Consider the following 13151-nt stretch of genomic DNA (forward strand, 5'->3'; position numbering starts at 1 on the left):
TTAGTTAGCCACTATGTTGACAAGTTTTCCTGGTACCACAATAACTTTACGTATTGTTTTACCTTCAATAAACGGTTGCACGTTATCTTGTGCTTTGGCCGCTTCTTCAATGGCGTCTTTGCTGGCATCAGCAGCTACGGTCATCTTAGCGCGAACCTTACCGTTAACTTGCACGATAATAAGCTTTTCGTCTTCAACCAAGGCTGCTTTATCGGCGACAGGCCAAGGGGCATGATCGATATCGCTTGTCTGGCCCAATACTTTCCACAATTCGTGAGAAATGTGCGGGGTAATTGGGTTAAGTAGCAAGACCAATGACTCTGCAGCTTCACGCATAATGGCAATATCTTGCGCATCTTCTTGTGGCGCTTTTTGAAGATGGTTCAATAACTCCATAATAGCGGCGATAGCGGTATTGAACGTTTGGCGACGACCTAAATCATCAGACACTTTTTCAATAGTCTTGTGCACTTCGCGGCGTAATGCTTGTTGGTTCTTATTCAGCGCTTTTGCGTCAAGGGCAACAGGCGTACCTTTTTCAACGTGCTCGGTTACTAGCTTCCAAATACGACGTAAGAAACGGTTTGCACCTTCTACGCCCGAATCTACCCACTCTAGTGTTTGCTCTGGAGGCGCAGCGAACATAGTAAATAAACGCACCGTATCGGCACCATATAAGTCGATAACTTCTTGCGGGTCGATACCGTTATTTTTCGACTTCGACATTTTGGTCATGCCGCCGTGAACAACCGCTTCACCATCAGCAGTTAGCCATGCTTTTACAATGCGGCCTTTTTCGTCTTTTTCAGTAGACACTTCGGTAGGCGAGTACCAGGTTTTCTTGCCTGCATCATCTTCACGGTAGTAAGAGTCAGCTAGTACCATACCTTGGCATAACAAGCGCTTAAACGGTTCATCAGAATTTACCAAGCCTTCATCACGCAATAGTTTGTGGAAGAAGCGAGAGTATAATAAATGCAAGATGGCATGCTCGATACCACCGATATACTGATCGACAGGTAGCCAGTAGTTCGATGAAGTAGGGTCAAGCATTGCATCGTGATTTGTAGCGCTTGCATAACGAGCGTAGTACCACGACGATTCCATAAAGGTATCGAAGGTATCTGTTTCACGAAGTGCAGGTTCACCATTGTAGGTGGTTTTCGCCCATTCAGGATCGGCTTTAATCGGCGATGTAACACCGTTCATTTCCACATCTTCAGGAAGTACTACCGGCAATTCGCTTTCTGGTACAGGAACCGATTCGCCATTTTCCAAGTTAAGCATGGGAATAGGTGACCCCCAGTAACGCTGACGGCTTACACCCCAATCGCGCAAACGGTAGTTTACTTTGCGCTTACCAAAGCCTTTTTCTTCAAGGGCAGTTGCGATGTTATTAAACGCATCGTCAAACGCTAGACCATCGAATTTTTCAGAATTTATTAACGTGCCTTTTTCGGTATACGCAGAGGCTGTTAAATCACATTCTTCTTTTGCATCTGAATTTGGCGCGATAACTTGCTTAATGGTTAAGCCATATTTGGTCGCAAATTCCCAATCACGTTGATCGTGACCTGGTACAGCCATTACTGCGCCTGAACCGTAATCCATCAATACAAAGTTCGCCACCCAAACAGGTAACAATTCACCCGTTAAAGGATGTACTGCTTGAATGCCCGTATCACAGCCTTTTTTCTCCATGGTAGCCAATTCTGCTTCGGCTACTTTGGTGTTTTTGCACTCGTCAATAAAGGTAGCAAGTTCAGCATTCGTCTTGGCTGCAAATTCCGCTAATGGATGCTGTGCAGCAACTGCCACGTAGGTTACGCCGTAGAATGTATCTGGGCGTGTGGTGTAAACGGTTAAATCGTTTATGTCGCTGCCGTTTTTACCTAAGTTAAAGGTAATGTCTACCCCTTCAGAGCGTCCAATCCAGTTCGCCTGCATGGCGCGTACTTGATCAGGCCATTCTTCAAGCTGTTCTAAGTCGGACAACAACTCTTCGGCGTAGTCGGTAATTTTGATGAACCATTGTGGAATTTCTTTTTGTTCCACTAATGCACCTGAGCGCCAACCGCGACCGTCAATAACTTGTTCGTTAGCCAAAACGGTTTGGTCTACCGGATCCCAGTTAACCGTAGAATTCTTTTTATAAACCAAGCCTTTTTCATAAAGACGAGTGAAGAACCATTGTTCCCAGCGGTAGTAGTCTGGCTTACAGGTTGTTACTTCGCGATCCCAGTCGTAACCGAAACCTAAAGAGCGAAGCTGAGTTTTCATGTAATCAATATTGGAGTAGGTCCAATTAGCAGGCGCGGTATTATTATTAATCGCGGCGTTTTCTGCTGGAAGACCGAAAGCATCCCAACCCATAGGTTGGAGAACGTTTTTACCCTGCATGCGCTGATAACGGCTAATAACATCACCAATGGTGTAGTTACGCACGTGACCCATATGCAAGCGACCACTTGGGTAAGGGAACATAGAGAGACAGTAGAACTTCTCTTTTTCTACATCGTCATTTGCTTGAAATGAGTTGTTTTCTTCCCAGTATTGCTGAACACGTTGTTCTATATCTTTCGGGTTGTACTGATTTTCGGCCATGAAACTTAGGCTTCCGCATTATTAGAGTTAAAACGTTCATGAAACCTGCTCCCCCAAATTTCATCGTGGGGGGTGAGTCGTCGTTAGACAGAATCACAATTTTGCAGGTTTAACTTGCATGTAGCCGCATAGAATAACCCAGCGCTACACTTAGCCTCAATAGCTAGTGCTAGGTTAGCACGACTTTTTTGTGACTACTTGTCGAAAAAGTAAGCGTATTAGCAAAGGTTTCGCTTCATAGCGATTTAGCACATAAAAATTAATAGCCGCGATTGTTCGTTAATTCATCGATTAGAGGCCCGAAACAGTGCTTTACGGCATAAGGGTTTGACACACTACTTAAATAGGGTTTCACTTACCCTAAAGCACAATAAATAGAACACTATGCCAGGCGAAAGCACCACTATGGCCCTAGATCCAGTTGACCTAACCCCAACCATTAATCGAAAAGCAGTGAATGCTGCCTTAAAAGACGATGAAGCCCTAAATGCCACATTTATAGGGCAGGAGCGCGCGCGAGAAGCGTTAACCTTCGGTCTTGGCATTAACGCGAAAGGTTATAACCTTTATGTGATGGGTGAACCGGCTACGGGTCGCTTTACCTTGGTAAAAGATTACATTGAACGCCAAGTAGCCGTGCTGCCTGCACCAGATGATTGGTGTTATATCAATAACTTTGATGAAGAGCGCGAGCCAGTAGCCCTTCGTTTTCCGCCTGGTGGCGGCAAAGCATTTCAAAAAGACATCACTAGTTTAATTGATGATGTGCTAGATACCTTTCCGGTGGCATTTGATAACCCGGGTTATCAGCGCCGTAGAACCAGCATTTCTCGTGAGTTCGATCAAAAATATGATAGCGCCATTGATGCGGTAGAACGTTTTGCAAAAGCTAATGAAGTGGCAATGAGCGAAGATGGAGGCACTATCACGTTTTCACCTATTGTTGATGGTAAACCCATTAGCGATGCCGAATTTGCGACCGCTAGCGACGAAAAGCGCCAATTCTTTTACAACTTAATAGACGAGCTAGAAAATAGACTAAGTGAAAGTTTATTAAGTCTGCCTTCGTGGAAGCGTGAAAATTCAGAGCGCTTGCGTGAGCTAGACAAGCAAACTGCCGAGCAAGGCATTAAGCCACTTCTAAAGGTACTAGAGCACAAATACGCGTCAGATTTAGGCATTTTAAAATACTTAAAGCAGCTTAAAACCGCACTTGTGAATGCTATTTTACTTATTTTAGCTGAAGAGCAAAAAGACGAAAAAAGTGATGATTTCGATAAACGCTTATTCTTAGAAGAGCAATTTTTGCCTAATGTATTGGTTGCGAATCGTCTAGATGACTCCGCGCCAGTAATCTATGAGCCAAACCCAACTTATCAAAACCTGTTTGGGAAAATTGAATACACCAATATTCATGGCAGTGTTTACACTAATTACCGAATGATTCGCCCTGGCGCATTGCATCGTGCAAATGGTGGTTATTTACTGCTTGATGTCGACCAGTTAATAGAACAGCCCTATGTGTGGGATACCCTAAAGCTGGCGGCGAAATCAGGTAGCTTGAAGATGGATTTGCCCCAGCAAGATGTCGGTATGGTCAACGCAATCACGTTAAACCCTCAACCTATCGATTTGAACGTAAAGATAGTGCTGTTAGGGTCGCGAGACTTGTATTACACCTTGCAAGATTACGATGATGAATTTGATGAGCTATTTCGTGTGCTGGTCGATTTCGATTTAGAAATACAGGTGACTCGACAAGCTTTGTTTGATTTTGTGGGCAAAGTGCGCAAACACATTTTAGCGCTTAACTTAACCGGTATTACCGCCAATGCTATGTGCCGGTTAGTCGAATATTCATTACGCATGGCTGAACACCAAGAAAAGCTTTCAGCACATTTTGCTGAAGTGATTGAGTTGGTGAATGAAGCCCACTATTTTTGTGTAAAGTCAGGCGGTGAAACCCTAGAGCTTGACCATTTGCGCACCGCCCTTAGTGCGAAAAAACGCAGAACAGGGCGAGTAAGCCAAACTTTACTGAATGATATTAAAGAAGGGCATGTACTTATTGCTACCGATGGCAAAGCCATTGGTAAAGTGAATGGCCTTACGGTACTAGATATTGGTGACACCGCTTTTGGTACGCCTGCGCGTATTACTTCTACGGTATTTGCTGGCGCAAGTGGCGTGGTTGATATTGAACGTGAAGTAGAGCTAGGGCAACCTATTCACTCAAAAGGCGTGATGCTATTAACCGGTTACTTGGGTTATAAATATGCGCAACACTTCCCGTTAACCTTATCGGCTAATATTGCGTTGGAGCAATCGTACGGACACATCGATGGTGACAGTGCATCATTAGGTGAGTTGGTGGCGTTAATTTCTGCATTAACCGAAATTCCATGCGTACAAACCCTCGCTATTACAGGCTCTATAAACCAATACGGTGAAGTGCAAGCGGTGGGTGGGGTGAATGAAAAAATTGAAGGCTTCTTCGATTTGTGTCAGCACCGCGGCTTAACGGGTACCCAAGGTGTGGTCATTCCGAAATCGAATGCGATTAACTTGGTATTAGATGCCACTGTCATTGATGCAGTGAAAAAAGGCTTGTTCCACATTCATACCGTAGAAACGGTAGATGATGCGTTAGCCGTATTGATGGGGCAGGACGCCGGTACATTAAGTAGCCGAGGTCGTTACCCCAAAAACACCATTAACTATCATGCAGTGAATCGTTTATACAATATTGCACTTATGGTTAACGGTGGCGACGGCGAATAAGCGCTTTTACTCGCTGGTCGCTCAAGGTTATACCCGTTCAGGCTGTTCGGTCTTTGCATAAGAAAATTCGAGCATCAGTTTGATGTTCATTTTTGTTATAGCCAATACAGCCAATTATTTGGGGGGCATTCTTAAGCCGCCGTCTAAGCGAATAGTCTCACCGTTTAAATAGTTATTTTCGGCAATATGCAGCACCAATTTACCGAACTCTTCCGGTAGGCCTAAGCGTTTTGGAAATTGGACGTTAGCAGAAAGGGCCTCTTGTACTTTCTCTGGCATGGCAAGCAGCATAGGTGTTCCCATTACCCCTGGCGCGATAGTGTTAACCCGAATGCCTAGCGGGGCAAGATCTCTCGCCATAGGTAAAGTAAGTGCAATAATACCGCCTTTACTGGCTGCATAAGCGGTTTGTCCTATTTGCCCCTCATAGCCTGCTACAGAGGCTGTATTAATAATAACGCCTCGTTCGCCCTCATCATTCAATGGTGCCTGCTTCGCCATGGCAGCGGCAACAAGACGCGCCACATTAAAACTACCTACTAAATTAATATCAATCGTGTTTTGAAAGTCACCTAAGGGAGCTGGGTTACCATCTCGGTCCAGCAAACGCTTTGCAGGGGCAATACCAGCGCAGTTTACGCACAGAGAAAGCGTGGAAAAACGAGAAAGGCATTTATCTATTGCATGAGTAATGTCGTCTTCGCTTCTTACGTCAACCTTAACAAACAAGGTATGTTCAGCACCGAGTTCTTCTACACGTTGCTTACCCATGTCTTCATTTAAATCGAGCAAACACACATTGGCACCAGCAGCACGAAGGGCAATGGCAGTAGCGTGACCAAGACCGGAGCATCCACCAGTGACTATGGCGGTTCGGTTTTCTAGAGGTTTTTGTTCTAAATCGGAAGTATAAAGCGAGTCGGGGGTAGGCTTGGTTTCTGTCATAGGGTTTCCGCGTAGGTTCCGTATTATTGTTTGTTAATCTATGTCCACAACGACATTATTATGTCTATTAACATAATATTAACGGGAATACGGTGCGAAAACTATGGTGCCGGTAAAAACCGGCACCACGGCATGACTTATTTTGGCAACTGAATTTTACGCTCTTCACTCGGACGGTAAAGAATAAGCGTGTGTCCAATTACTTGTAGCTTCTCTGATTTAGTTTCGCGAACAATCGCATCCATGATGAGCGATTTTTCTTCACGATCATCAGTGGGAACTTTAACTTTTATCAGTTCATGGAAATTTAATGCGTTGTCGATTTCCGCAACAACACCTTCAGTAAGGCCGTTTGAACCTAGCTGTACGATAGGCTTTAGCGGGTGCGCTAGGCCTTTTAAAAATTGTTTCTGTTTATTTGAAAGTTTCATGTAGTCAATTTTCTTACAATTAATCTATAAATTTAAGCTTGAATTAACGTATTCTAACGCCATCTTCTCTACAATCCTAATGACAATGTATTGGAATGACAAAAAAGAAGCACTCTGCCAGCAGTAAACGTTGGTTAACAGAACATTTTAACGACCATTATGTGCAAAAAGCGCAGAAGCAGGGTAAGCGTTCGCGTGCCTTCTTCAAATTGGAAGAAATTCAGCAAAAAGACAAACTTATCAGCAAAGGTAACACAGTAGTGGACCTTGGTGCTGCGCCAGGAGGCTGGTCTCAACTCGCTTCTGAACTTGTAGGAGACGACGGGCAAGTTATCGCATGCGATATTTTACCGATGGATTCTATTGTTGGCGTTGACTTTTTGCAGGGTGACTTCAGAGATGAAGCTGTTTTGAATGCGTTATTGAACAGAATTGGTGGGAACACCGTAGATATAGTGTTGTCTGATATGGCACCGAACCTGTCTGGAAATGCATCCGTAGATCAAGCTGGCTCGATGTACTTGTGTGAATTGGCGCTGGATATGTGTCATCAAGTACTCAAACCAGGTGGAGGTTTTATGATTAAAGTCTTCCAAGGAGAAGGCTTTGATACTTTTCTACGTGCATTACGTGACTCGTTCACAACCATAAAAACACGTAAGCCAGACTCATCGCGTTCACGGTCTCGTGAAGTGTATTTGGTGGCTCTTGGGTACAAAGTGTAGTACGCTTTGAGTAAGCGATTTTCGTTGCGAAAGTTTATATGTGTAAGGGAAGCACTCGTTGTTTTATCTTTCACAAGTATATTCTTTCGGATTTTTAGAGGTTAGTAGCATTGAGCGATATGGCAAAAAATTTAATCTTATGGTTGGTTATCGCCGTTGTGTTGATGTCTGTATTTCAGAGCTTTTCACCTGGTGAATCGTCGAAAACACAGACCGACTACACAACATTTTTAAGAGAAGCTGAGCAGGGTAACATCCGTGAAGTTCGCATTGATAATAGCGGCGAAATTCGTGGTACCCGACGTTCAGGCGAAACATTTCAAACGTACGTACCGTATTTTGATGACAAGTTAGTTTCTGACTTGGTCAAAAACGATGTGCGCGTATACGGTGAGCCGCCAGAAGAACAATCATTTCTCACATCTATTTTCATTTCTTGGTTCCCAATGCTTCTGCTTATTGGTGTATGGATTTTCTTCATGCGTCAAATGCAAGGTGGCGGTGGTCGCGGCGCTATGTCTTTCGGCAAAAGCAAAGCTCGCCTTTTAGGTGAAGACCAAATCAAAACCACATTTGCTGATGTTGCAGGTTGTGACGAAGCAAAAGAAGATGTGACTGAACTGGTAGACTTCTTACGCGACCCATCTAAGTTCCAAAAATTAGGCGGTAAGATTCCTAAAGGCGTCCTGATGGTTGGTCCTCCTGGAACGGGTAAAACATTGCTTGCAAAAGCAATTGCTGGTGAAGCCAAAGTACCGTTCTTTACCATTTCAGGTTCAGATTTCGTAGAAATGTTTGTGGGTGTTGGTGCATCGCGTGTTCGTGACATGTTCGAACAAGCGAAAAAAGCAGCGCCTTGTATCATTTTCATCGATGAAATTGATGCGGTAGGTCGTCAGCGTGGCGCAGGTTTAGGTGGTGGTCATGATGAACGTGAACAAACACTAAACCAGATGCTTGTTGAGATGGATGGATTTGAAGGTCATGAAGGCATTATTGTTATTGCCGCGACTAACCGTCCAGATGTTTTAGACCCTGCATTGTTACGTCCAGGTCGTTTTGACCGTCAAGTAGTTGTTGGTTTACCTGACATCCGTGGTCGTGAACAGATTCTTAAAGTTCATATGCGCAAAGTACCTGTGTCCGATAACGTTGAAGCAAGTGTTATTGCTCGTGGTACGCCAGGTTTCTCTGGTGCTGACTTAGCTAACTTGGTTAACGAAGCTGCTTTATTCGCTGCACGTGGTAATAAACGTCTAGTGGCGATGGAAGAGTTTGAGAAAGCGAAAGATAAGATCATGATGGGCTCTGAGCGTAAGTCTATGGTGATGACTGAGGAAGAAAAGACCAACACGGCTTACCACGAAGCAGGGCATGCAATTGTTGGTCGCTTGGTTCCAGAGCACGATCCTGTTTACAAGGTTTCTATTATTCCTCGTGGGCGTGCGCTGGGTGTCACTATGTATCTTCCAGAACAAGACAAGTACAGCCACAGTAAACAGCATTTAGAAAGTATGATTTCTAGTTTGTATGGTGGACGTATTGCTGAAGAAATGACCCTTGGCGAAGCTGGCGTAACTACTGGCGCTTCAAACGATATTGAACGCGCATCTGATATTGCGCGGAAAATGGTGACGCAATGGGGCTTGTCAAGCAAGATGGGGCCATTGCTATACGCAGAAGAAGAAGGCGAAGTGTTCTTAGGTCGTTCTTCATCTAGCTCAATCAGAATGTCAAACCAAACTGCTTTAGCAATTGATGAAGAAGTTAAAGACATCATCAATCGCAACTACGCACGAGCTGAAAAGATCTTAAAAGATAACGCGGATATTCTGGAAGCCATGAAAGATGCGTTAATGAAGTACGAGACTATCGACGCGAAGCAAGTTGATGATTTGATGGAACGTCGCGAAGTTCGTCCTCCTGCAGATTGGGATGATCGTCGTCCTTCTGATGGTGACAAGCCAAGCGGCGGTAAACCTACTCGCGAAGGCGAAATTACTAACGATGGTGTTGATAAGCCGTCTGTTGGTAAACCAGGTGACTTACCTAGCTAGAAATTGATATAAAGTTAATAAAACGCCAGTATTTCTGGCGTTTTTTATTTGTGCAGTGATAATTTTTTTAATGATCGATACCACGCCGAGCTGGCAGATTGATTTTAAGAGTAAGTAGATGCAGTTTTCTTCCCACACACTAGACTTATCCCGCCCACAGGTGATGGGTATTTTAAACGTCACACCCGACTCCTTTTCTGACGGCGGCAAACACGCGCTTCTTGAGAATGCGGTAATGCATGCTGAAAAGATGCTATCTCAAGGTGCCACGTTAATAGATGTAGGCGGTGAGTCGACTCGTCCTGGTGCAGCCGCCGTTTCACTAGATGAAGAACTAGGCCGTGTTATTCCAGTAATTGAGGCGTTGCGTGCTAATACCGATTGCATTATTTCAGTAGATACCAGTAAAGCTGAGGTCATGACGCAAGCGGTTAACGCTGGGGCTGGGCTCATAAATGATGTAAGAGCTTTGCAAGAACCCGGTGCACTATCGGCAGCGGCAAATGCGAATGTGCCAGTGTGTTTAATGCATATGCAAGGCCAGCCTAAAGATATGCAGCAGCAGCCTCATTACAAAGACGTGGTTGCTGACGTTAAACAATTTTTATTAGCAAGGGCATCAGATTGCATTGCAGCTGGCATTAATAAAGAGCAAATTTTGTTCGATCCCGGTTATGGATTTGGTAAAACCTTGGAACATAATTACGCACTAGTAAAACACCTCCCAAGCATAATAGCGCTGGGCTATCCGGTGCTAGTAGGTATGTCACGTAAATCAATGATTGGCAATTTGTTAAATAGAAATGTGGATGAACGCTTGGCGGGAAGTATTACCCTCGCTACAATTGCAGCACAGCAAGGTGCGCATATTATCCGCGTTCACGATGTACGAGAAACAGCGGATGCAGTTAACATTGTTAATATGCTAACAACAATAGAATAAGGAACCTTCATGGGGCAGCGTAAATATTTCGGCACTGATGGCATACGCGGTAAAGTGGGCGAAAGTAATATTAATCCCGAATTTGTCATTAAGCTTGGTTGGGCAGCAGGGAAAGTACTTGCCGGACGAGGCACTAATAAAGTCCTTATTGGCAAAGACACTCGTATATCTGGCTACATGCTAGAGTCTTCATTAGAAGCTGGCTTATCAGCAGCGGGTATTGATAGTGGTTTACTAGGCCCCATGCCTACGCCTGCTATCGCTTACTTAACGAAAACATTCCGCTCTGAAGCCGGTATTGTGATTAGCGCTTCACATAATCCTTATTACGATAATGGAATTAAGTTCTTCTCAGCAGACGGTTTCAAGCTAGACGATGATATCGAGTTGGCGATAGAAGACATGCTTGATAAGCCAATGACATGCGTTGCTTCGGATAAGTTAGGAAAGGCAACCAGAATTAACGATGCTGCTGGCCGCTATATTGAGTTTTGTAAAGGTAGCTTCCCGTCTGATTTATCTCTTACCGGTTTAAAGATAGTGGTAGATTGCGCCCACGGTGCTACTTATCATATTGCGCCTAATGTACTGCGTGAACTTGGTGCTACGGTTGTCGAAATAGGTACCGCGCCAAATGGTTTAAATATCAATGAAGGTGTTGGCGCCACATCGATGGACGCGATAGTTGAGAAAGTAAAAGAAACGAACGCACATCTTGGGTTTGCCTTAGATGGTGACGGCGACCGTATTATGATGGTTGATCATTTAGGCAATGTGATAGATGGCGACCAAATTGTTTATATGATTGCCCGCGATGCACTTAAAAATGGTCGTATGCAAGGCGGTGTCGTAGGCACCTTAATGAGTAACCTTGGATTAGAAATTGCCTTTAGTAAGTTAGGTGTTCCTTTTGCACGTAGTAAGGTAGGGGACCGCTATGTGATGGAAATGATTCAGCAAAAAGGCTGGGCAATTGGTGGCGAGAACTCGGGTCATATTTTGAATTTAGCAACGTCTTCTACCGGTGATGGTATTATCGCTGGCTTACAAGTTCTTGCTGCAATGTTACGCTCAGACTTAGATTTACATGATTTAAGTAGTGGCTTTGATATGTATCCTCAGTGCTTAGTCAACGTGCGTTATCAAGATGCTAGTCAAGATTATCTAGCCCACGCTGATGTGCAAGGTGCTAAACAAGAAGCAGAGGCAGCATTAGGTAAGAAAGGCCGCGTATTACTACGTAAAAGCGGAACTGAACCTCTTATTCGCGTTATGGTAGAGTCTGATAACGAAGGGCATTCTTCCAAGTGGGCAGAGCATATTGCTGAAACTGTTCGTAAAGTCGCCAATTAGTTGGCAGAACTGGAAATTTCGCGTTTTATACTTGTATATTTTTACTGAAATCGTTAATATCACGCCCGCTTTAAGACAGGGCTAAGGTCTGCATTGTGAATAACAATAAAAGAAAGCCGCTGGTAGCGGGCAATTGGAAAATGAACGGTAATCGTTCTCTCGTCACTACGTTCAACGATGCATTTGAGAATAATGCGCTTGAAAATGTTGATGTAGTTATTTGTCCTCCTGCTTTATATCTTTCAGCATTTTCTACTCAAGCTTTTGCGCTGGGTGGACAGGATGTTAGTCATCTTGATAATGGCGCTCACACGGGTGACCTTTCTGCTGAAATGCTGTGTGAACTTGGTTGTAAGTACGCCATAGTAGGGCACTCAGAGAGAAGAGACGACCACGGTGAAAGCAATAGCTTAGTGGCCGAAAAAGCAAAGAAATCAATTGCGAGTGGATTAACCCCAATTATTTGTGTGGGTGAGTCGCTTGATATTAGAGAAAGTGGTCAGGTTGAGTCTTTCATTGGCGAACAACTTGATGCATTAGTTGACGGTTTAACCGTTGAAGAGCTTTCTAAATCGGTACTTGCTTACGAGCCTGTTTGGGCCATAGGTACTGGAAAGACTGCTTCACCTGAACAAGCGCAAGATGTACATGAGTTTATTCGTGGATACTTTGCAAAAGTAGACGCAGAGCTTGCTCAAGGGTTACGAATTTTATATGGCGGCAGTGTTAAAGCAGATAATGCTAAAACATTGTTTGCACAACAAGACGTAGATGGTGGCCTCATTGGTGGCGCCAGCTTAAAGACAGAAGATTTTATTTCAATTTGCCAAGCGGCAAACTGACGAGGTAATTATGGTTTACGAAGTGCTACTGGTAGCATATTTAATTGTTGCATTGCTGTTGATTGGTTTTGTTCTTATTCAACAGGGTAAAGGTGCAGATATGGGCGCTTCTTTTGGTAGCGGCGGCTCAAACACGGTTTTCGGTTCAGGTGGTTCTGGTAACTTCATGACTCGCACTACCGCTATTCTTGCTGGTTTGTTTTTCTTCATCAGCCTTACCTTAGGCGCGATGACAGCGAACCGCGAAAGTGCAGAAGACGAGTGGGATAATTTAGAAGTACCAGCGGCTGTTGAAGCGCCGGTTCAAGCGCCAGCTGATATGGATGTTCCAGTTATGGATACGCCTGTAGAAGACGCAGCAACGTCGAATGATATCCCAATGGGCGACGCTCCTAACGCTGAGGCTCCTCAGGCTGAAGTTACTGAGGAAGACGTACCTAAGTCTGACGATTCAGACGTACCTAACTAAG

Annotated in this window: 10 protein-coding genes; 7 read left to right on the forward strand and 3 right to left on the reverse strand. The window is 44.3% G+C overall.

All coding sequences use genetic code 11. The features are described from left to right. Entirely contained in the window at positions 1–2604 is a 2604-nt protein-coding gene (gene leuS, locus ALT761_RS08500; protein WP_129737986.1) for a leucine--tRNA ligase, read from the reverse strand. Between the two features lie 384 nt (positions 2605–2988). Here leuS and ALT761_RS08505 point away from each other — a divergent pair, with 384 nt between their 5' ends. Beyond that, on the forward strand, positions 2989–5385 hold the full coding sequence (locus ALT761_RS08505) for a Lon protease family protein (protein WP_129737988.1): 2397 nt from the start codon (positions 2989–2991) through the stop codon (positions 5383–5385). Between the two features lie 114 nt (positions 5386–5499). On the opposite strand, the gene ALT761_RS08510 is transcribed toward ALT761_RS08505, so the two are convergent. Together ALT761_RS08510 and yhbY are read right to left on the reverse strand one after the other, a co-directional pair. Next, positions 5500–6330: a 3-hydroxyacyl-CoA dehydrogenase gene (locus tag ALT761_RS08510; RefSeq protein ID WP_232043565.1), complete on the reverse strand. Its 831-nt coding sequence runs from the start codon at positions 6328–6330 to the stop codon at positions 5500–5502. A gap of 137 nt (positions 6331–6467) precedes the next feature. Beyond that, positions 6468–6761 (reverse strand): ribosome assembly RNA-binding protein YhbY, encoded by a 294-nt coding sequence (gene yhbY, locus ALT761_RS08515; protein WP_013784361.1) that lies wholly within the window; start codon positions 6759–6761, stop codon positions 6468–6470. 95 nt (positions 6762–6856) lie between these two features. Between yhbY and rlmE the strand changes: the two genes are divergently transcribed. From rlmE to secG, 6 genes are all read left to right on the forward strand, one after another. Beyond that, complete coding sequence (gene rlmE / locus ALT761_RS08520) at positions 6857–7486, forward strand: 23S rRNA (uridine(2552)-2'-O)-methyltransferase RlmE (protein WP_129737990.1); 630 nt, start codon at positions 6857–6859, stop codon at positions 7484–7486. Positions 7487–7596: 110 nt separating this feature from the next. Further along, positions 7597–9543, forward strand: coding sequence for an ATP-dependent zinc metalloprotease FtsH (gene ftsH, locus ALT761_RS08525; RefSeq protein WP_129737992.1), 1947 nt, complete (start codon positions 7597–7599; stop codon positions 9541–9543). A 118-nt stretch (positions 9544–9661) separates the two neighbouring features. Continuing rightward, the gene (folP, locus tag ALT761_RS08530) at positions 9662–10486 is read left to right on the forward strand and encodes a dihydropteroate synthase (protein WP_129737994.1); all 825 of its coding nucleotides are present in this window, start codon (positions 9662–9664) and stop codon (positions 10484–10486) included. 9 nt (positions 10487–10495) lie between these two features. Next, the gene (gene glmM / locus ALT761_RS08535) at positions 10496–11839 is read left to right on the forward strand and encodes a phosphoglucosamine mutase (protein ID WP_129737996.1); all 1344 of its coding nucleotides are present in this window, start codon (positions 10496–10498) and stop codon (positions 11837–11839) included. 95 nt (positions 11840–11934) lie between these two features. Next, positions 11935–12681: a triose-phosphate isomerase gene (gene tpiA, locus ALT761_RS08540; RefSeq protein ID WP_129737998.1), complete on the forward strand. Its 747-nt coding sequence runs from the start codon at positions 11935–11937 to the stop codon at positions 12679–12681. 10 nt (positions 12682–12691) lie between these two features. Then, positions 12692–13150: a preprotein translocase subunit SecG gene (gene secG / locus ALT761_RS08545; RefSeq protein WP_129738000.1), complete on the forward strand. Its 459-nt coding sequence runs from the start codon at positions 12692–12694 to the stop codon at positions 13148–13150. Position 13151: the final 1 nt, after the last annotated feature.

The sequence above is a fragment of the Alteromonas sp. 76-1 genome, from assembly GCF_900654235.1.
In the GTDB taxonomy this organism is placed as follows: Bacteria; Pseudomonadota; Gammaproteobacteria; order Enterobacterales; family Alteromonadaceae; genus Alteromonas; species Alteromonas naphthalenivorans.